This is a genomic window from Enterobacter sp. NFIX58, assembly GCF_900110475.1.
Classification (GTDB): domain Bacteria; phylum Pseudomonadota; class Gammaproteobacteria; order Enterobacterales; family Enterobacteriaceae; genus Enterobacter; species Enterobacter quasiroggenkampii.
In genome coordinates this window covers 507,374-527,207 of record NZ_FODW01000003.1, presented here as the reverse complement: position 1 = coordinate 527,207, position 19,834 = coordinate 507,374, and the positions used below count along the sequence as shown (strand labels likewise).

Below are 19,834 nucleotides of genomic sequence, written 5' to 3'. Positions count from 1 at the left end.
TTGATTTATGTCAACGGATTCCCGGCCCTGATATTTAAAATCCTTCCTCCACACTGTTCGCCCGACATGCTGCCGGGCGGCGCGTACGTCAGGTTGGATGCCTGTCTTTATTTCCCTCTGGAGCGATAGGGGTTTAACCGGGCATCTATGACTATTCTCGCTTTCCTGAAAAACAATGCAAACCGCTGGTGGGCATTGCCGCTTATTTTACCTGTGGTTTTACTTCCCGCGCTGAGCGTTGCGAATACGTTTACGCAACTGGGCGACGGCATTGTGGCACTCTATTATTTACCGCTCTCATTTTTGCTTTCGCTGATGATGTTCTTTGGCCTGGAAGCGCTGCCCGGGATCGTATTATCCCTGTTTATCCGCTATTACCCGTCGGTCGGGATGTTTGAAACGGTTGCCGGTGTGCTCCATTTTATCGTCCCTTTAGTGCTCAGCTGGGGCGGCTACCGGGTGTTTGCGCCCAGACGCAATATGACGGCGTACGGCGACATCCGCTTGATGGCGCAGCGCATCTTCTGGCAGGCCTTCTGCCCCGCGACGCTGTTTCTGGTGCTGTTTCAGTTTGCCGTGTATCTGGGCGTGTATGAGAGCCGCCAGAGCCTTGCGGGATTAAACCCTCTTAATATTCGTACGCTCATCAACTACCAGGCGCTGCTGGTCAGCGGGCTGACGGGCGTGCCGCTGAGCTATCTGCTGATCCGCCTGATTCGTCATCCGCGCTATATTAAAAGTCTTTTCTCGCAGATCCGTGCCCAGATAGACAAAAAGGTGACGGTCGCTGAGTTTGTGCTGTGGGCGATTGCGCTAGGCGGACTGCTTACGCTGCTGCTGCTCCCGATGAATGAAAACAGTTCCATATTCACCACAAACTATACCCTGTCGCTGCTGATGCCGGTGATGCTCTGGGGCGCGATGCGTTTTGGCTATAAGCTGATATCGCTGATCTGGACGCCGGTGCTGCTGGTGTCAATTCACTACTATTATCACTATATCCCGCTGAACCAGGGGTATGACATTCAGCTGGCGATCACCTCGTCCAGTTACCTGGTCTTCTCGTTTGTGGTGATTTATATGTCGATGCTGGCGACTCGCCAGCGCGCCGTGAATAAACGTTCCCGCAGGCTGGCGCTGCTCGACCCGGTCGTCCATATGCCTAACCTGCGGGCGCTGTCGCGCGATCTGGCGAAGAATCCGTGGTCGGCGCTCTGCCTGCTGCGCATTCCGGAGCTGGAAATTCTGGGCCGAAATTACGGCGTGCTGCTGCGTATTTTGTACAAACAGCAGCTGGCGCAGTGGGTAAACGGTACCCTCCAGCCCAACGAGCAGGTGTATCACCTCACCGGGTATGACATGGCGGTGCGGCTCAACGCGGAATCGCACCAGCAGCGAATTGAAACCCTGGACGAGCATATCAAGCAGTTCCGCTTTGTCTGGGACGGCATGCCGCTGCAGCCGCAGGTGGGCGTAAGCTACTGCTATGTCCGGTCCCCGGTTAACCATCTTTATCTGGTGCTGGGTGAGCTGGGGGTGGTGGCCGATCTGTCACTCTCCTCAAACCATCCGGAAAATCTTCAGCAGCGTGGTGCCGTCCATTTGCAGCGCAGCCTGAAGGATAAAGTCGCGATGATGAGCCGCCTGCAAAAGGCGCTCGATAACGACGAATTCACCCTGCTGGTTCAACCCGTTCGCGGCCTGCGTGGCGATCGCTATCACGAAGTCCTGCTGCGGATGCCGGATACAAACGGGCTATTGATCTCTCCCGACCAGTTCCTGCCAGTCGCGCAGGAGTTTGGTTTGTCCTCCCGGGTGGACCTGTGGGTGCTTGAGCATACGCTGCGCTTCCTGGCCGCGCATCGCGAGAGCCTGCCCGGCCAGCGTTTTGCCATTAATCTGGCCCCCTCAACCGTATGCCGGGTGCCGTTCCCGCTTGAGGTGAGTCGCCTGCTGGCGAAATACGCCATTGAGCCGTGGCAGCTGATTTTTGAGGTGACGGAGTGCAGCACCTTCGGCAGCGGGGAGCAGGCGCTACACATCCTCCAGCAGTTGCAGAAAATGGGGGTACGCATTGCAATTGATGATTTCGGGACCGGCTATGCAAGCTATGCGCGGCTGAAAAGCGTGGATGCCGACATTCTCAAGATCGACGGCAGCTTTATCCGCAATATCGTCAACAACAGCCTGGATTATCAGATCGTGGCGTCTATCTGCCATCTGGCGCGCATGAAGAAGATGCTGGTGGTGGCAGAGTATGTCGAGACCGAGGAAATACGTAGCGCGGTTCACGCGCTAGGCATCGATTATGTGCAGGGCTATCTGATTGGCAGGCCAGCGCCGCTTGAATCACTGCTGGAAACGGAGGCGTCCTGCGCGGACGCCTGAACCGTTACGCGGCGACGTCAGCGCTCTCTTCTTCAATTTTGAGCAGCCAGCCAGTGACCGCTTCCCAGTACTGTTGTTCTTTTTCCAGGTCCAGCAGGACCAGCGCATTCTGGCTGAACCAGTCGTGCGGGAAGCTCAGCGTCCAGTGATGGTCGTCGGTTTTAAGCTTCAGCGTGGGCGGCGTGGTGGTCGCCTGACGCTGGTTATTGAGCAGCACGCCAAGACGCAGCAGCTGAATGAGCGGCAGGAACTGCTTTTTCTTGAACAGCGTGAAGCGCGGCAGGTCGTCGAGCTTGATGGCTTTGCGGTGATACCGCACCAGGGTCGCCATCATGGTTTGCTGCTCCTGGTTGAAGCCAGGCAGATCGCTGTTTTGCAGAATATAGGCCGAATGGCGGTGCATCCCGCTATGGTTGATGTTCAGCCCCACCTCATGGAGCATCGCGGCCCATTTTAACAGCGCGGCAAGCTGCGGGTGCGCGAGCTTCGGATTCTGCTCTTCCCACTGCTCGTACATCTGCACCGTGGTGTCCAGCACGCGCTTCGCCTGCTCGCGGTCGATGTTGTACTGGTTAGCCAGGCTTTGCGCGGTGCGGCTGCGAATATCCTGATGGCGGAAACGGCCTTCCATTTCGTACAGCACGCCTTCGCGTAGCGCGCCGTCGGAAAGGCGCAGCTCTTTAATGGCGAGGGCATCAAACACGCCGCAGAGGATGGCCAGCCCCGGCACGAAGACCGCCTTACGCTCGTCGGAAAGACCCGGCAGGCTGAGGGCGTCAAAACTTTTATGCTTCAGCACTTCGTCGGTCAGCAGCGTCAGGCGTTCGGGCGTGATGAACCCGTCTTTTTCACCCATTGCCAGCAGCACCTCATGCGCCGCTTTGATGGTGCCTGACGCGCCCAGCGCCACGTTCCAGCCCTGAATCCGGTACTGCCAGGCCAGGTTTTCCAGTTTCTGGACTGCTGCCATACGCGCACGCTGGAAGTTCTCGCGGGTGATGGTGCCGCCCGGGAAATACATCTGCGCGAAGCTGACGCAGCCCATACGGCGGCTTTCCACCAGGCGAGGCTCAAAGTCTTCGCCGATCACCAGCTCCGTAGAACCGCCGCCGATGTCGATCACCAGCTTGCGCCCTTTTTCCGGCTGGGTGTGTTCGACGCCCATGAAAATCAGACGCGCTTCCTCATTACCGGAGATGATCTCAATCGGGTAGGGGATCACTTTTTCGGCCCGCTTGAGAAACTCTGGCGCGTTCAGCGCCTGACGCAGGGTGTGGGTGCCCACGATGCAGACGCTGGAGGGCGAGAAGCCCTGCAGGCGTTCAGCAAACAGCGACAGGCAGTTTAACCCACGCTCCATTGCCTCTTCGCTGAGCATGCTGCGTTCATCAAGGCCATCCGCCAGGTGCACGCGCTGCTTCAGACGACCAATGATCTGCAGCGCGCCATCCACCTCACGGGCGATGACCATATGGAAACTGTTAGAGCCTAGATCGACCGCGGCGAATTCCTGCGGGCGTGGGGTCTTATCATTTATCGGCATAGGTTAATCGGGTTGCTCGAGTGATTTGATATAGTCGTAAATCGCCAGTTGCGACCGCACTTTGCGGCGGTTGCCGCGCGGTACATAGCGGTTACTGAGTTCTTTGTCGATATAGCGTGCTTTCACGGTATCGCTGAACAGAATCTCGATGATGTCGAGGATCTGCTGCTTCAGGCGCGGATCCAGCAGCGGTGCCGCGACTTCAATTCGGTAGTCAATATTGCGCGTCATCCAGTCTGCCGAAGAGAGATAGACCTGTTTATCACCCGCATTATCGAAAATATAGACCCGATCGTGTTCCAGGTAGCGGTCAACAATGCTGATCACGCGAATATTGTCGCTGATGCCTTCCAGTTCCGGGATCAGCGAGCACATGCCGCGGATCAGCAGGTTAACCGGCACGCCGGAGCTGGACGCGGCGTACAGCCTGTCTACCAGCCCTTTGTCCACCAGGTTGTTGAGCTTCAGGGTGATGCCGGACGACAGCCCTTTCTGGGCATTGGCGATCTCTTTATCGATCATATCGTACAGCAGACGGCGCGAGTTCTGCGGCGAGACCAGCAGATAGTCGAAGCTTACCGGACGGTACGGGTTCTCAATAAAGTTAAAGACCCGGCGCACCTCGTTGGTGATGCGGGCATCGGCGGTCAGCAGCGAGTAGTCGGTATAGATTCGCGCCGTTTTCTCGTTAAAGTTCCCGGTACCGATGTGGGCATATCGCACCACGTCGTCGCCCTCTTTACGGGAGATCAGGAACAGCTTGGCGTGAATTTTCAGACCCGGCGCGGAGAAGATCACGTGTACACCGGCTTCCGTCAGACGGCGCGCCCAGTGAATGTTCGCCTCTTCGTCGAAGCGCGCCTGCAGCTCAACCACCACGGTCACTTTTTTGCCGTTGTGCGCGGCGTGGATCATCGCATCGATGATGCGGGAATCTTTAGCCACGCGGTAGATGTTGATTTTGATCGCCAGCACGCTCGGGTCGAACGAGGCCTGTCGCAGCAGCTCCAGCACGTGTTCAAAGGTGTGATACGGATAGTAGAGCAGAACATCGCGCTCGCGAATGGCGTCGAACCCGTTGCGGAATTTATCAAACCACAGATGGCGCAGGCGCGGCAGCGGCTTGTTCACCAGATTGGCCTTGCCGACGTTCGGGAAGCCAATAAAGTCTTTAAAGTTGTGGTAACGGCCGCCCGGCACGATGGAGTCATAGCGTGAAATGGTCAGCTTCTCGCGCAGCATTTCTACCATAGCGTCCGGCATATCGCGCTGATAAACAAAGCGCACCGGCTCGGCCGTCAGACGCTGTTTCAGGCTGGAGGACATCAGCTCCATCAGGCTGGCCTCCATCTCGTGCACCAGGTCATATTCGGCGTCACGGGTCATCTTCATCGAGTAGGCGTTTAACGCATCGTAATCGAAGAAGCCTTTGAAAATGTCGTCGAGACAGTAGCGCAGGATGTTGTCGAGCAGGATCATCGGCTTGCGTCTGCGCGGGGTTTCCGGCGGCAGGTTCACGAAGCGCGGGACCTTGTCGGACGGGATCTCCAGCAGCGCGTAGCGAATGGATTCACCGCGAATAATTTCTACGGCCAGATAGGTGTAGTCATCTTTCAGGAACTGCACCAGATCGGTTTCGCGGTTGATGAGAATCGGGGTAATGTGCTGGCGCAGGTACTGTTTAAAATAGTGGCGCAGCCAGTTTTGTTGGTTAACGGAAAGCTGACGTTCGTTAATCAGGAAGATTTGATTACGCGCCATCTCCAGCAGCAGTTCGTTATACAGGCCGTCAAATTCCTGATCGGCTTTCAACACGCGGGACTGGATTTTGCCCAGCAGGTGCCGCGAGTGCGAGTTTAGGCCCTGTTCTTCGCTGATGATGATGCGTCTCTTTAGCTCGGCAAAGCGAACCTTGTAGAACTCATCCAGGTTGTTGGAATAGATGCCCAAAAAACGCATGCGTTCGATCAGCGGGTTACTTTTGTCAGCCGCTTCCTGGAGTACACGTTCGTTAAATGCTAACCAGCTTAGCTCTTTCTCGATATATAACTTTTCCTGACCCATTACAGCTCACACTCCAGTTCAATCACAGGACGTGGTAAATCCGTCTCGTCCTTATTATGGCGAGCATTTCCACGATATGTCCAACAGTGCCAGAAAAGTATGACAGTTATTTTTTTTGTTGGGGAATTTAGAGGGTTGGGGGAGGGGGGCGCTGCGCTTATCACGACCTACGGGATCGTAGGCCCGTGCAAGCGAAGCGCCGCCGGGCAATTCAAAGAGACTACTCTTCGGCAGCATGACCCTGTGGGGGTAACTTCACGCCATCCAGCCAGGCTGCGCCGTCGCGCATTTCAAGACGCCCGTCGACAAACCAGCTTACCACCAGTGGGTAAATGGCATGCTCCTGGGTCTGCACGCGTTCGGTCACGTCTTCTTCGCTGTCGCCGTCAAAGACCGGGACTTTGGCCTGCAGGATAACCGGACCGCCGTCCAGCTCGTCGGTCACGAAATGCACGGAGGTGCCGTGCTCCTCATCGCCGTTTTCCAGAACCTGACGATGGGTGTGCAGGCCGGGATATTTCGGCAGAAGAGAAGGGTGAATATTCAGCAAACGTCCGGCGTAGTGCGCGACAAAGGCCGGGCTCAGAATGCGCATATAGCCCGCCAGCACCACGACGTCCGGCGCGTAGGCATCAATCTCCTGAACCAGCTCGCGGTCAAAGGCTTCACGCCCGGCGAACTGGCTGGCTTCCAGCGCGTGCGCGGGTATGTTCGCTTCCCGCGCGCGCTCAAGGCCGAACGCGTCGGCCTTGTTGCTGAATACTGCCCGAATGGTGCCGTTGATTTTCTTCTGCTTGCAGGCGTCTATGATGGCCTGCAAATTGCTTCCGTTGCCGGAAATGAGCACCACGATGTTTTTCATTCAATGACCACACGCTGTTCGGAATCGGAGGCTTTAATCGTACCGATTTTCCACGCGTTTTCACCTTTTTCGGTCAGCAGCTTGACCGCTTTATCCGCTTCGCTTGCCGGCAGGGCGATAACCATGCCCACGCCGCAGTTAAAGGTGCGGTACATTTCGTGAGAGCTCACGTTGCCTGCGGTCTGCAGCCAGTTAAAGACCGCTGGCCACTGCCATGAGGACTCGTCGATCACCGCCTGGGTGTTGTCCGGCAGCACGCGCGGGATGTTTTCCCAGAAGCCACCGCCGGTCAGGTGGGCAATAGCGTGCACGTCAACGTTCTCGATCAGTTCCAGCACGTTCTTCACGTAGATGCGGGTTGGGGCCAGAAGATGGTCAGCCAGCGGTTTCCCTTCAAGCTCGGTCGTCTGTGGGTCGCAACCGCTCACCTCGAGGATTTTACGCACCAGGGAGTAGCCGTTGGAGTGCGGGCCGCTGGAGGCCAGCGCGATCAGCACATCGCCATCCGCCACTTTGCTGCCGTCAATAATTTCTGATTTTTCTACTACGCCGACGCAGAAGCCTGCGACGTCATAATCTTCGCCGTGGTACATGCCCGGCATTTCCGCGGTTTCACCGCCGACCAGCGCACAGCCAGACTGCAGGCACCCTTCGGCGATACCATTAATGACGCTTGCCGCGGTATCCACGTCCAGTTTGCCGGTCGCGTAGTAATCGAGGAAGAACAGCGGCTCTGCGCCCTGAACCACCAGGTCATTCACGCACATCGCGACCAGATCGATACCGATCGTGTCGTGACGTTTTAAATCCATCGCCAGGCGCAGTTTGGTGCCTACACCGTCAGTTCCCGAGACCAGAACAGGTTCACGATATTTTTGCGGCAGCGCGCACAGTGCGCCGAATCCACCCAGACCCCCCATCACTTCCGGGCGGCGGGTTTTTTTCACCACACCTTTGATTCGGTCAACCAGCGCATTACCTGCGTCAATATCAACACCGGCATCTTTGTAGCTGAGAGAAGTTTTGTTGGTCACGGCTTAAATCCCCACGCGATTGCATAGCTAGTAAGAAAAATCGGCGCAATTCTAACAGTCCAGGCAAACGTTTGCGAGCCTATTCTCGGCGAAAGGATCTTTTTTTACGCGCAGCCTGCCAGTGCGCCCAAACTTGCGTCTGTTCACGAAAATGAAACCGGTTTCGGTATTCTCCTTGCAACCCGAAACGGCTTTGCACATCATTCAACTGAAACCGGTTTCTGTAATTGTTTTTGCAGAAAATAACGCAGAATGAGGGAAAGCGAATGTCAGGATTTAAAGCAGATTTTCTGTGGGGCGGTGCGGTTGCGGCGCACCAGCTGGAAGGCGGCTGGAAAGAAGGGGGTAAAGGGGTAAGCGTAGCCGACGTCATGACTGCAGGCGCGCACGGCGTGCCGCGTGAAATCACCAACGGCGTGCTACCGGGGAAAAATTACCCTAACCATGATGCCATCGATTTCTACCACCGCTATAAAGAAGACATCAAACTCTTTGCCGAGATGGGGTTCAAATGCTTCCGCACCTCTATCGCCTGGACGCGCATTTTCCCGAAAGGGGACGAGCGTGAGCCGAACGAGGCTGGCCTAAAATTCTATGACGACCTGTTCGACGAGTGCCTGAAGTACGGTATCGAACCGGTTATTACCCTCTCTCACTTCGAGATGCCTTTCCACCTGGTCACCGAATACGGCGGCTGGCGCAACCGTAAGCTGATCGACTTCTTCGTTCGTTTTGCAAAAGTGGTTTTCCAGCGCTATCAGCATAAAGTGAAGTACTGGATGACCTTTAACGAGATCAACAACCAGGCCAACTTCCATGAAGACTTTGCGCCGTTCACCAACTCCGGGCTGAAGTACGCGCCGGGCGAAGACCGTGAGCCGGTGATGTTCCAGGCCGCACACTATGAGCTGGTGGCCAGCGCGCTGGCGGTGAAGGCGGGGCGCGAGATTAACCCGTCCCTGCAGATCGGCTGCATGATTGCCATGTGCCCAATCTACCCGCTGACCTGCGCGCCGGACGACATGATGATGGCGATGAACGCCATGCACCGCCGCTACTGGTTCACCGACGTGCACGTGCGCGGCAAGTACCCGCAGCATCTGCTCAACTACTTCGAACGTCGCGGCTTCACGCTCGATATCACCGAAGAAGATAAAGCCGCGCTGACGCAGGGCTGCGTGGATTACATCGGGTTTAGCTATTATATGTCCTTCGCCACCAAGGCGACGGCGGACAACCCGCAGCTGGACTATGACGAGAGCAAGAGCCTGGTCTCCAACCCGTACGTGCAGAAATCCGACTGGGGCTGGCAGATTGACCCGGTGGGGCTGCGCTACTCCCTCAACTGGTTCTGGGATCACTACCAGCTTCCGCTGTTTATCGTTGAAAACGGTTTTGGCGCAATCGACGTGCAGGAGAGCGACGGCACGGTGAACGACCAGTACCGCATTGACTACCTGGCCGCCCACATTCGCGAGATGAAAAAAGCGGTGGCGGAAGATGGCGTAGACCTGATGGGCTATACCCCGTGGGGCTGTATCGACCTGGTGTCTGCCGGTACCGGTGAAATGAAAAAACGCTACGGCTTTATCTTTGTCGATAAAGATAATGAAGGCAACGGCACGCTGAACCGCAGCAAGAAGAAGTCATTCGACTGGTATAAGCAGGTGATCGCGAGCAACGGGGATAACCTGTAATTGTCGGGTGGCGCTAACGCTTACCCGACCTACACTACACGTAGGCCCGCGTAAGCGCAGCGCCACCGGGCAGAACCCGCACTTAAGCCGGAGACGTATCTCCGGTTTTTTGTCTTTGCTTGATCCCTGTCAAGCAACATGGGTATGGCCTAATCCGAAAAAAGCGGTATAATCCCGCGATTTTTTTGCGGATGCCATTCAGAGGAGAAAGAGAATGAAGATTGTGGAAGTGAAACACCCACTCGTTAAACACAAGTTGGGCCTGATGCGTGAGCATGACATCAGCACGAAGCGTTTTCGCGAACTGGCCTCTGAAGTCGGCAGCCTGCTGACCTACGAAGCGACCTCTGATCTGGAAACGGAAAAAGTCACCATCGAAGGCTGGAACGGTCCGGTACAGGTTGAGCAGATCAAAGGTAAGAAAATTACCGTCGTGCCTATCCTGCGTGCCGGTCTCGGCATGATGGAAGGCGTGCTGGAGCACGTGCCAAGCGCGCGCATCAGCGTGGTGGGGATCTACCGTAACGAAGAAACCCTCGAGCCAGTTCCTTACTTCCAGAAGCTGGTGTCCAACATCGACGAGCGTATGGCGCTGGTGGTTGACCCGATGCTGGCAACCGGCGGTTCAATGATTGCCACTATCGACCTGCTGAAAAAAGCGGGCTGCAGCAGCATTAAAGTGCTGGTGCTGGTTGCGGCACCGGAAGGGATCGCGGCGCTGGAAAAAGCGCACCCGGACGTTGAGCTGTATACCGCCTCTATCGACCAGGGCCTGAACGAGCACGGATACATCATCCCGGGGCTCGGCGATGCCGGCGATAAGATCTTTGGTACGAAATAATCGAATAACGATAAATAAGCCGACTTTGATAGTCGGCTTTTTTTTGAATAAAACACCAACAACGATACTACTCAGAGGAAAACACTATGACGCGCCGTGCTATCGGGGTGAGTGAAAGACCGCCGCTTTTACAGACTATCCCGCTTAGTTTGCAGCACCTGTTCGCCATGTTTGGCGCAACCGTGCTGGTGCCAATCCTGTTCCACATTAACCCGGCTACCGTGCTGCTGTTCAACGGCATCGGTACGCTGCTGTACCTCTTCATCTGTAAAGGCAAAATCCCGGCGTATCTCGGGTCAAGCTTTGCCTTTATCTCTCCGGTGTTATTGTTGCTGCCGCTGGGTTATGAGGTCGCGCTGGGCGGCTTTATCATGTGTGGCGTACTGTTCTGCCTGGTCTCCTTCATCGTGAAGAAAGCCGGGACCGGCTGGCTGGACGTGATGTTCCCACCAGCGGCGATGGGTGCCATCGTGGCCGTCATCGGTCTCGAACTGGCGGGCGTGGCGGCGAATATGGCCGGTCTGCTGCCTGCGGACGGCCAGTCACCGGATTCCAAAACCATTATCATCTCGCTGGTGACGCTGGGCGTAACGGTGTTTGGCTCCGTGCTGTTCCGCGGCTTTATGGCGATTATCCCGATCCTGATCGGCGTGCTGGCAGGCTATGCGCTCTCCTTCGTGATGGGCGTGGTGGATACCACCCCGATTGCCGAGGCGCACTGGTTCGCGCTGCCAACCTTCTACACGCCGCGCTTCGAATGGTTTGCGATCTTCACCATTCTGCCTGCGGCGCTGGTGGTGATTGCGGAGCACGTCGGCCACCTGGTGGTAACGGCGAACATCGTTAAGCGCGATTTAATCCGCGATCCGGGCCTGCACCGCTCCATGTTTGCGAACGGTTTCTCCACCATCATCTCCGGTTTCTTTGGGTCTACGCCAAACACCACCTACGGTGAAAACATCGGCGTGATGGCGATTACCCGCGTTTACAGCACCTGGGTTATCGGCGGCGCGGCGATCATCGCCATTCTGCTCTCCTGCGTCGGCAAGCTGGCGGCAGCGATTCAGATCATCCCGGTTCCGGTGATGGGCGGCGTGTCTCTGCTGCTGTACGGGGTAATTGGTGCCTCCGGTATTCGCGTGCTGATTGAATCTAAAGTGGATTACAGCAAGGCGCAGAACCTGATCCTGACGTCGGTGATCCTGATTATCGGCGTGAGCGGCGCGAAGGTGCACATCGGCGCGGCCGAGCTGAAAGGCATGGCGCTGGCAACCATCGTCGGCGTGGGCCTGAGCCTGATTTTCAAGCTGATCTCCGTGATCCGTCCGGAAGAGGTGGTGCTGGACGCTGACGAAAACGAAAAAGCGTCACACTGATCCTATAACCGGGCGGACGATCCGCCCGGTTCTCTCCTTGCAGGTTCCGTGTTAAACTCCATGCCGATTTTATGTCAGATCTGGTTGAGGTACTTCTGAACGGACCGGCACAGCTCTCTCTGCCACTCTATCTCCCTGACGACGAAACGTTTGCGAGTTTCTGGCCGGGTGATAACCCCTCTTTACTGGCTGCACTGCAAAACGTGCTGCGTCAGGAACACAGCGGATACATCTATATCTGGTCACGCGAAGGCGCGGGGCGCAGCCACCTGCTGCATGCCGCCTGCGCGGAGCTCTCTGCGCGCGGTGATGCGGTAGGCTATGTGCCGCTGGATAAACGAACCTGGTTTGTCCCTGACGTGCTGGAGGGGATGGAACATCTCTCCCTGGTCTGCATCGATAACATCGAATGCGTGGCGGGGGATGAGCCGTGGGAAATGGCGATCTTTAACCTCTACAACCGCATTCTGGAATCGGGCAAAACCCGGCTGCTGATCACCGGCGATCGTCCGCCTCGCCAGCTGAATCTGGGACTGCCGGATCTGGCGTCTCGCCTGGACTGGGGCCAAATCTATAAGCTTCAGCCGCTGTCGGACGAAGATAAGCTTCAGGCGCTACAGCTGCGCGCAAAGCAGCGCGGCTTTGAGCTGCCGGAAGACGTGGGCCGTTTCCTGCTGAAGCGGCTGGATCGCGAAATGCGTACGCTGTTTGACACGCTGGATCAGCTCGATCGCGCCTCCATTACCGCCCAGCGCAAGCTGACCATTCCGTTTGTGAAAGATATTCTGAAGCTATAGTTGTGCCGGGTGGCGGCTGCGCCTTACCCGGCCTACATAAGGCACCCGTAGGCCCGCTAAGCGCAGCGCCACCGGGCAGAAACCATCAGAGGATCTCGAGCACGTCTTCCGGCGGGCGTCCAATGCGCGCCTGGCCGTTCGCCACGACAATCGGGCGCTCAATCAGCTTTGGATTTTCAACCATCGCCTGTATCAGCTGGGCCTCGGAGAGACGGCTGTCATCCAGGTTAAGCGACGTATACAGATCTTCTTTCTTGCGCATCAGATCCCGCGCACTGCCCATGCCCAGCATATGCAGCAGCTGGCGGAGGGTCTGTGCGTCCGGTGGGGTGTCGAGGTACAGCACCACCTCCGGCTCCACGCCGTTAGACTTCAGCAGGCTCAGGGTATCGCGGCTCTTGGAGCAGCGCGGGTTGTGGTAAATTTTTACGGCGTCTGTCATGACGTGAATTCTCCTTGATTACATCTTCTCGTACGGCTTGAAGCGCTGCTGCAGGCCGCGAAGATGATCGATACGCGCGTCGTATCGGGCCTGCTGGAGGCTGCCGAGTTTGACCTGCGAGCTGGCGCTGCTGAGCGCGGAAATGGCCTGATCGAGGCGGCCCACCAGGGCAAAGCCTTCGGCACGCGCCGCCAGCTCCTGATCGCGGTTGCCGAGCTGGGCTTCCGCCTGAGCGAGCAGATCCCAGCCGTTTTGATCGTCTTTATTATTAAAGGTGTAGCGGTTCAGGATGGTCGCTGCTTCACCCGGCTGGCCGCCCTGCAAGTAAGCGTTCGCCAGGTTAAGCTGCAGCACCGGGTTGGTACGGACGTCTTTCGCCCCTTTCAGGCGGTTAATCGCATCGGCAGGCTTTTTCTGCCCCAGATCGATATCCGTCGACAGATCGAGGTACCACGGGTTGTTTGGGTCGGCAGCCAGAAGCGGCTGCAGCGCCTTACGCGCCTCGTCGTATTTGCTGGCTTCCATCGCCTGGAGCGCCTGACCATACTGCGCGGCGTTCTTCTCGCGCACGTTGCCTTTCGCCAGGGTATCCAGCAGGTCGCTGGTGAGCTGGTTACGCCCGGAATTGTACATCCCCAGCGTTCTCACTTTCGCCATGTAGAAATCCTGCGAAGACTGGACCACAACCGGACGCATCTGGTTGGCACGGTTACGCGCGTCCGACAGACGGCTTTCAGGCAGCGGGTGCGTGAGCAAAATTTCCGGTGGACGGGAAGAATAACGCGCCTGATCGAGCAGTTTTTCGAGGAAGCTCGGCATGGCCTGCGGGTCAAAGCCTGAACGCTGTAACACCTGGATGCCGATGCGGTCTGCTTCCTGCTCGTTCTGCTGGGTAAAGCTGATCATCCCCTGGCGCGTTCCTGCCAGCGTACCGGTCAGCGCTGCCATCCCGGCCTGCGGGCTGGCCATCGCCAGCAGAATCGATCCCAATGCGCCCACCCAGGTAAGGGGAGCGTTACGTTTCTGGTCTTCCATCGCACGCGCCAGGTGACGCTGCGTGACGTGCGAAATTTCGTGCGCCATCACCGAGGCCAGCTGGCTTTCGTTGTCTGAGTAACGGAATAACGCCGAATGCAGCACCACGTTACCGCCAAAGAAGGCGAAGGCGTTGATTTCGTCGTTATTGATTAAATAGAAATGGAAGGGGGTTCTGACCGAATCGGCGTGCGCCACCAGACGCATTCCCAACCCGTTTATGTACTGTACCAGCAAAGGGTCGTTAATCAGCGGGGCGCTGCCGCGCAGCTGGCGAACATAGTAATCCCCCATTTGCATCTCTTGCCCAATAGAGAGCGTGCTTCCTGCTGTGGTGCCCATGTCCGGCAATGTATCGGACGAGTCAGCAAAAGCGGGCAACACCTGACCGACCGTCACCGCGGCAATCAGTGTTGCAACCAGTGTTTTTCTCAATTGCCTGAACATAACCACTGTCCTGTATGTTGGATGTGCTAATTTGACCGATGAACCGGCATATCGTTCATCTCTGCTGCCCTGCGAGTGTAGCCGTGTTGTAGCATGAAGAAAATCCCATTCATCAGGCTTTTGCGGATTGCGATCGGGATACAAAAAGCGAAAGTCTTTTTTGTGACAGTTAGATACAATTCACCGTCTCACTCCCGCCATTCGATTCAGGGAAGGGTTGTATGCTCGAAATGTTAATGCAGTGGTACCGGCGTCGCTTCAGCGACCCGGAAGCTATTGCTTTGTTGGTTATTCTGGTTGCCGGGTTCGGTATCCTGTTCTTCTTCAGCGGTCTGCTTGCCCCTCTGCTGGTGGCGATTGTGCTGGCGTACCTGCTGGAGTGGCCCACGGCGCGCCTGGAACATATCGGCTGTTCCCGCCGCTGGGCGACCAGCATCGTGCTGGTGCTGTTTGTTGGCATCCTGCTGCTGATGGCCTTTGTGGTGATGCCGGTTGCCTGGCAACAGGGAATCAACCTGATCCGCGATATGCCCGGCATGCTGAACAAGCTGTCTGATTTCGCCGCCACGCTGCCGCGTCGTTATCCTGCGCTGATGGATGCCGGGATTATCGACGCGATGGCCGAAAACATGCGCGCCCGCATCATGACGATGGGCGATTCGGTGGTGAAGTACTCGCTGGCGTCCCTGGTCGGACTGCTGACGCTGGCGGTCTACCTTGTACTGGTGCCGCTGATGGTCTTCTTCCTGGTGAAAGATAAAGACCAGATGCTCAACGCCGTGCGCCGTATTCTGCCGCGCAACCGCGGGCTGGCGGGGCAGGTCTGGGAAGAGATGAATCAGCAGATCACCAACTACATTCGCGGCAAGGTGCTGGAGATGATTGTCGTGGGGGTCGCCACCTGGATTGGCTTCCTGATTTTCGGCCTGAACTACTCGCTGCTGCTGGCGGTGCTGGTAGGGTTATCGGTCCTGATCCCGTATATCGGCGCGTTTGTGGTGACCATTCCGGTGGTTGGCGTGGCGTTGTTCCAGTTTGGGCTGGGAACCGAGTTCTGGAGCTGCTTCGCGGTGTACCTGATTATTCAGGGGCTGGACGGTAACCTGCTGGTACCGGTGCTGTTCTCCGAAGCGGTAAACCTGCATCCGCTGGTGATTATCTTATCGGTGGTGATTTTCGGCGGGCTGTGGGGATTCTGGGGCGTGTTCTTCGCCATTCCGCTGGCAACGCTGATTAAAGCAGTCGTCCACGCGTGGCCGGATGTGCCGGCGGTAGAAGAGCAGTAAGTTTTGCCGGGTGGCGCTGCGCTTACCCGGCCGACTTATCCTTTTAGGTCGGGTAAGGCGAAGCCGCCACCCGACACTCACTTTCAGGCACTTTCTTTCAGCCAGTTCAACACCACGTCGTGGTGGTTGCTGGTTTTGAAGTCGTCAAACACGTGTTCAACTTTACCGTCAGCGTCAATCAGGAAGCTGATGCGGTGAATGCCGTCGTAGGTTTTACCCATAAACGTCTTCTCGCCCCAGACGCCGAACTGCTCGCAAACCTGATGATCTTCATCAGAAAGCAGCGTGAAGTTCAGCAGCTCTTTTTCAGCAAATCGTGACAGCTTTTCTGGTTTATCGGTGCTGATACCCAGCACTTCCACGCCGACTTTCTTCAACTCATCCATGTTGTCGCGTAAGCCGCAGGCCTGTACGGTGCAGCCGGGGGTCATGGCTTTCGGGTAGAAATAGACCAGAACACGCTGTCCCTGGAAGTCGGTCAAATTTACTTGCTCGCCGTCTTGATCCGGTAAGCTAAATTTCGGTGCGATGTCACCGGCTTTCAGTGGATTCATTACTCAACTCCATCCTGTTCGTGCTGCGAATAATTGACGACGCTTATACTGCCCTGCGCGTTTAATTCTGTACAGAGGGCTTTGAACGCTTGCTCGATATTTGACGCATCCTGTGATGCAGGACTGTGCGCGGTAATTTGAATAAAGAGCGTGGGAACCGTGCTTGCGTCCCCCGGCTGTGTGCGGGAAACGAGCTCGGCGATGTTCATCTGATGGCTGTCAAACAGCGCGGTGAAGCGCTCAATCAGATGCGGAGAATCAGGCACTTCAACCTGCACCCAGACGGTAGAAGGCATAGCCGGACGCGGTCGCGCGGTGGTGCGCTTCATGACGATCAGCAAGTCCAGCTCGGCGCCTTTCAGCGGCAGGGTCGATTCAATCAACGTGATGGCGTTCCATGTCCCGGAAAGCAACATAATGAATGTGAACTCTTCGCCGAGCATGGCCAGACGGCTGTCTTCGATATTACAGCCGCAGCTGCTTACGTGGCGGGTGATGGTGTTCACGATACCCGGCCTGTCGGCACCCAGCGCAGTGATAACCAGGTAATGTTGTGATGAGGTTGTCAAACCTGTTCTTCCTTTGCATGGTTAAGTCTTCCTAAGGAAAGCATAAAAAAAACATGCATACAACCGCCTGAGGGCCTCAGGTCGCTTGCTTTTATTACAGTTCCAAACGTACCATTGAGACTCTTGTTCGCACAGAGGATGGCTCATGTTCACGGGAAGTATTGTCGCGCTTGTAACACCGATGGATGAAAAAGGTAACGTCTGCCGGTCTAGCATGAAGAAGCTGATTGATTACCATGTCGCCAATGGAACCTCGGCGATCGTTTCGGTAGGGACTACCGGTGAATCTGCAACGCTGAGCCACGACGAGCACGGCGATGTGGTTATGCTGACCCTGGAACTGGCTGACGGACGTATTCCGGTCATCGCGGGCACAGGCGCGAATGCCACCGCAGAAGCGATCAGCCTGACTAAACGTTTTAACGACAGCGGCATTGTCGGCTGTCTGACGGTGACCCCTTACTACAACCGTCCCACTCAGGAAGGTTTGTTCCAGCACTTCAAAGCCATCGCTGAACATACTGACTTGCCACAAATTCTGTATAATGTGCCGTCCCGTACTGGTTGCGATATGCTGCCGGAAACCGTTGGCCGTCTCTCGGAAGTAAAAAATATTATCGGTATTAAAGAGGCGACAGGGAACTTAAGCCGCGTTCATCAGATCAAAGAGCTGGTTTCAGACGACTTTATCCTGTTGAGCGGTGATGATGCGACCGCGCTGGACTTTATGCAGCTCGGTGGTCATGGCGTGATCTCCGTAACGGCAAACGTTGCGGCGCGCGACATGGCTGAAATGTGCAAACTGGCCGCGGCCGGTCACTTTGATGAAGCGCGTGTCATCAATCAGCGTCTGATGCCGCTGCACAATAAATTATTTGTCGAACCCAATCCGATCCCAGTGAAATGGGCATGTAAGGAGTTGGGGCTTGTAGCAACCGACACGCTGCGTCTGCCAATGACACCGATTACCGACCACGGTCGTGATATCGTCAGGGCAGCGCTGAAGCATGCCGGTTTGCTGTAGAGTTTAGGGAGATTTGATGGCTTATTCAGTACAGAAGTCGCGCCTGGCGAAGGTTGCGAGTGTTTCGCTTGTTATGCTGCTCGCTGCCTGTAGTTCAGACTCGCGCTACAAGCGCCAGGTGAGCGGTGATGAATCCTATCTGGATGCGACCCCGCTTGCTGAACTTCACGCACCGGCTGGTATGATCCTGCCGATTCAGAACGGCGATTATAATATTCCCGTGACCAACGGCAGCGGCCTGGTCGGTAAAGCGCTTGATATTCGTCCACCAGCACAGCCTCTGGCGCTGGTTAACGGGGCGCGTACCCAGTTCACCGGTGATACCGCGTCTCTGATGGTTGAGAGCGCGCGCGGTAGCACGCTTTGGCCACAGGTTGTCAGCGTCATTCAGTCGAAGAACTACACCATCGATAAACGCGATGACGCCAGCCAGACGTTAACCACCGACTGGATCGAATGGAACCGTCTGGATGAAGATCAGCAGTACCGCGGTCGCTATCAAGTCTCCGTAAAACCACAGGGTTACCAGCAGGCGGTCAACGTTAAGCTGTTGAACCTCGAGCAGGCGGGTAAACCGGTTGCGGATGCCTCGTCCCTGCAGCGTTACAGCACCGAAATGCTGAACGTGATTGCCGCAGGTCTGGATAAAACCGCGACCGATGCCGCCAACGCCGCGCAGAGCCGCAACGGTGTAACCTTCGATGTCCAGAGCGGCGCGGATGATACTGGCCTGCCAATGCTGGTGGTGCGCGCACCGTTTAACCAGACCTGGCAGCGTCTGCCTGCGACGCTGGAAAAAGTGGGCATGAAAGTCACTGACAGCACCCGCTCAACCGGCAGCATAACGGCAACCTATAAGCCGCTCTCCGACAGCGCATGGCAGGAACTGGGTGCAAAAGATCCTCAGCTTGCCTCCGGTGACTACAAAATTCAGGTCGGTGACCTTGATAACCGCAGTAGCCTGCAGTTTATCGATCCAAAAGGTCACACGCTGACCCAGTCGCAGAACGATGCGCTGGTCGCTGTCTTCCAGGCAGCATTCAGCAAATAAATACGAGGGCTGGTGAATCCAGCCCTTTTTATTTTCGTGCTACGCAAACGTGTGCGTGGCATAATATCCCCAGTTTTGAACACAAATCATCACACCAGGAGTAATGAAGATGCAGAAGCAAGCTGAGTTGTATCGTGGCAAAGCGAAGACCGTATACAGCACGGAAAACCCGGATCTGTTGGTGCTCGAGTTCCGCAATGATACGTCAGCAGGGGATGGCGCACGCATTGAGCAGTTCGATCGTAAAGGCATGGTGAACAACAAGTTCAACCACTTCATTATGACCAAACTGGCCGAAGCGGGTATCCCGACTCAGATGGAAGCGTTGCTGTCCGATACGGAATGTCTGGTGAAAAAACTGGATATGGTTCCGGTTGAGTGCGTTATTCGTAACCGTGCGGCGGGCTCCCTGGTGAAGCGTCTGGGCATTGAAGAAGGTATCGAACTGAATCCACCGCTGTTCGATCTGTTCCTGAAAAACGACGCCATGCACGACCCGATGGTCAATGATTCCTACTGCGAAACCTTCGGCTGGGTGAACAAAGAGAACCTGGCGCGCATGAAAGAGCTGACCTACAAAGCCAACGACGTGCTGAAAAAATTGTTTGATGACGCGGGCCTGATCCTCGTCGACTTCAAGCTGGAGTTTGGTCTGTTCAAAGGCGAAGTGGTGCTGGGCGATGAGTTCTCACCGGACGGCAGCCGCCTGTGGGACAAAGAAACCCTGGATAAAATGGACAAAGACCGTTTCCGTCAGAGCCTGGGTGGCCTGATTGAAGCCTACGAAGCGGTTGCTCACCGTTTAGGCGTTAAGCTCGACTAAC

Annotated in this window: 17 protein-coding genes; 9 read left to right on the top strand and 8 right to left on the bottom strand. The window is 56.2% G+C overall.

All coding sequences use genetic code 11. The annotated features are described in order from the left end of the window. Nucleotides 1–147: 147 nt before the first annotated feature. Nucleotides 148–2,388, top strand: coding sequence for an EAL domain-containing protein (locus BMW97_RS15800; protein ID WP_045908580.1), 2,241 nt, complete (start codon nt 148–150; stop codon nt 2,386–2,388). A gap of 4 nt (nt 2,389–2,392) precedes the next feature. On the opposite strand, the gene ppx is transcribed toward BMW97_RS15800, so the two are convergent. The 4 genes from ppx to purM form a co-directional block, all read right to left on the bottom strand. Further along, nucleotides 2,393–3,931, bottom strand: coding sequence for an exopolyphosphatase (gene ppx / locus BMW97_RS15795; RefSeq protein WP_008501646.1), 1,539 nt, complete (start codon nt 3,929–3,931; stop codon nt 2,393–2,395). Between the two features lie 3 nt (nt 3,932–3,934). Further along, nucleotides 3,935–5,995, bottom strand: coding sequence for a polyphosphate kinase 1 (gene ppk1, locus BMW97_RS15790; RefSeq protein WP_025758934.1), 2,061 nt, complete (start codon nt 5,993–5,995; stop codon nt 3,935–3,937). Between the two features lie 220 nt (nt 5,996–6,215). After that, nucleotides 6,216–6,857 (bottom strand): phosphoribosylglycinamide formyltransferase, encoded by a 642-nt coding sequence (gene purN / locus BMW97_RS15785; protein WP_021241814.1) that lies wholly within the window; start codon nt 6,855–6,857, stop codon nt 6,216–6,218. Then, nucleotides 6,854–7,891: a phosphoribosylformylglycinamidine cyclo-ligase gene (gene purM / locus BMW97_RS15780; protein ID WP_025758936.1), complete on the bottom strand. Its 1,038-nt coding sequence runs from the start codon at nt 7,889–7,891 to the stop codon at nt 6,854–6,856. The genes purN and purM overlap by 4 nt, the downstream gene beginning before the upstream one ends. 266 nt (nt 7,892–8,157) lie before the next feature. On the opposite strand from purM, the gene BMW97_RS15775 reads away from it, so the two are divergent. From BMW97_RS15775 to BMW97_RS15760, 4 genes are all read left to right on the top strand, one after another. Next, on the top strand, nt 8,158–9,588 hold the full coding sequence (locus tag BMW97_RS15775; protein ID WP_045908581.1) for a 6-phospho-beta-glucosidase: 1,431 nt from the start codon (nt 8,158–8,160) through the stop codon (nt 9,586–9,588). A 214-nt stretch (nt 9,589–9,802) separates the two neighbouring features. After that, on the top strand, nt 9,803–10,429 hold the full coding sequence (upp, locus tag BMW97_RS15770) for a uracil phosphoribosyltransferase (RefSeq protein WP_008501641.1): 627 nt from the start codon (nt 9,803–9,805) through the stop codon (nt 10,427–10,429). 86 nt (nt 10,430–10,515) lie between these two features. Then, on the top strand, nt 10,516–11,805 hold the full coding sequence (gene uraA / locus BMW97_RS15765; RefSeq protein ID WP_032675304.1) for a uracil permease: 1,290 nt from the start codon (nt 10,516–10,518) through the stop codon (nt 11,803–11,805). A gap of 95 nt (nt 11,806–11,900) precedes the next feature. Continuing rightward, entirely contained in the window at nt 11,901–12,602 is a 702-nt protein-coding gene (locus tag BMW97_RS15760; protein ID WP_213014348.1) for a DnaA inactivator Hda, read from the top strand. Nucleotides 12,603–12,687: 85 nt separating this feature from the next. On the opposite strand, the gene arsC is transcribed toward BMW97_RS15760, so the two are convergent. Together arsC and bepA are read right to left on the bottom strand one after the other, a co-directional pair. Beyond that, on the bottom strand, nt 12,688–13,044 hold the full coding sequence (arsC, locus tag BMW97_RS15755) for an arsenate reductase (glutaredoxin) (RefSeq protein ID WP_032675303.1): 357 nt from the start codon (nt 13,042–13,044) through the stop codon (nt 12,688–12,690). Nucleotides 13,045–13,062: 18 nt separating this feature from the next. Continuing rightward, nucleotides 13,063–14,526 (bottom strand): beta-barrel assembly-enhancing protease, encoded by a 1,464-nt coding sequence (gene bepA, locus BMW97_RS15750; RefSeq protein ID WP_090392983.1) that lies wholly within the window; start codon nt 14,524–14,526, stop codon nt 13,063–13,065. Nucleotides 14,527–14,747: 221 nt separating this feature from the next. On the opposite strand from bepA, the gene BMW97_RS15745 reads away from it, so the two are divergent. Then, nucleotides 14,748–15,812 carry an AI-2E family transporter gene (locus tag BMW97_RS15745; protein ID WP_045908583.1) on the top strand — a complete coding sequence of 355 codons (1,065 nt, stop codon included), beginning with the start codon at nt 14,748–14,750 and terminating at the stop codon, nt 15,810–15,812. An 83-nt stretch (nt 15,813–15,895) separates the two neighbouring features. Here BMW97_RS15745 and bcp read toward each other — a convergent pair whose 3' ends face one another. Beyond that, nucleotides 15,896–16,366 (bottom strand): thioredoxin-dependent thiol peroxidase, encoded by a 471-nt coding sequence (gene bcp / locus BMW97_RS15740; RefSeq protein WP_008501635.1) that lies wholly within the window; start codon nt 16,364–16,366, stop codon nt 15,896–15,898. After that, on the bottom strand, nt 16,366–16,935 hold the full coding sequence (locus BMW97_RS15735; RefSeq protein ID WP_023325845.1) for a glycine cleavage system transcriptional repressor: 570 nt from the start codon (nt 16,933–16,935) through the stop codon (nt 16,366–16,368). The genes bcp and BMW97_RS15735 overlap by 1 nt, the downstream gene beginning before the upstream one ends. A gap of 145 nt (nt 16,936–17,080) precedes the next feature. Here BMW97_RS15735 and dapA point away from each other — a divergent pair, with 145 nt between their 5' ends. The 3 genes from dapA (at nt 17,081) to purC (ending at nt 19,833) form a co-directional block, all read left to right on the top strand. Then, on the top strand, nt 17,081–17,959 hold the full coding sequence (gene dapA / locus BMW97_RS15730) for a 4-hydroxy-tetrahydrodipicolinate synthase (RefSeq protein WP_008501633.1): 879 nt from the start codon (nt 17,081–17,083) through the stop codon (nt 17,957–17,959). Nucleotides 17,960–17,975: 16 nt separating this feature from the next. After that, a complete protein-coding gene (gene bamC / locus BMW97_RS15725) occupies nt 17,976–19,010 on the top strand; it encodes an outer membrane protein assembly factor BamC (RefSeq protein WP_028016136.1) in 1,035 nt (344 codons plus the stop codon). Nucleotides 19,011–19,119: 109 nt separating this feature from the next. Beyond that, complete coding sequence (gene purC / locus BMW97_RS15720; protein WP_008501631.1) at nt 19,120–19,833, top strand: phosphoribosylaminoimidazolesuccinocarboxamide synthase; 714 nt, start codon at nt 19,120–19,122, stop codon at nt 19,831–19,833. Nucleotide 19,834 lies beyond the last annotated feature (1 nt).

Coding starts and splice junctions, on each gene's coding strand:
- ppk1 (WP_025758934.1), bottom strand. CDS start 5,995: ATGGGTCAGGAAAAGTTATATATCGAGAAAGAGCTAAGCTGGTTAGCA.
- upp (WP_008501641.1), top strand. CDS start 9,803: ATGAAGATTGTGGAAGTGAAACACCCACTCGTTAAACACAAGTTGGGC.
- BMW97_RS15775 (WP_045908581.1), top strand. CDS start 8,158: ATGTCAGGATTTAAAGCAGATTTTCTGTGGGGCGGTGCGGTTGCGGCG.
- bamC (WP_028016136.1), top strand. CDS start 17,976: ATGGCTTATTCAGTACAGAAGTCGCGCCTGGCGAAGGTTGCGAGTGTT.
- BMW97_RS15800 (WP_045908580.1), top strand. CDS start 148: ATGACTATTCTCGCTTTCCTGAAAAACAATGCAAACCGCTGGTGGGCA.
- BMW97_RS15745 (WP_045908583.1), top strand. CDS start 14,748: ATGCTCGAAATGTTAATGCAGTGGTACCGGCGTCGCTTCAGCGACCCG.
- purC (WP_008501631.1), top strand. CDS start 19,120: ATGCAGAAGCAAGCTGAGTTGTATCGTGGCAAAGCGAAGACCGTATAC.
- dapA (WP_008501633.1), top strand. CDS start 17,081: ATGTTCACGGGAAGTATTGTCGCGCTTGTAACACCGATGGATGAAAAA.
- ppx (WP_008501646.1), bottom strand. CDS start 3,931: ATGCCGATAAATGATAAGACCCCACGCCCGCAGGAATTCGCCGCGGTC.
- arsC (WP_032675303.1), bottom strand. CDS start 13,044: ATGACAGACGCCGTAAAAATTTACCACAACCCGCGCTGCTCCAAGAGC.
- purN (WP_021241814.1), bottom strand. CDS start 6,857: ATGAAAAACATCGTGGTGCTCATTTCCGGCAACGGAAGCAATTTGCAG.
- bcp (WP_008501635.1), bottom strand. CDS start 16,366: ATGAATCCACTGAAAGCCGGTGACATCGCACCGAAATTTAGCTTACCG.
- bepA (WP_090392983.1), bottom strand. CDS start 14,526: ATGTTCAGGCAATTGAGAAAAACACTGGTTGCAACACTGATTGCCGCG.
- uraA (WP_032675304.1), top strand. CDS start 10,516: ATGACGCGCCGTGCTATCGGGGTGAGTGAAAGACCGCCGCTTTTACAG.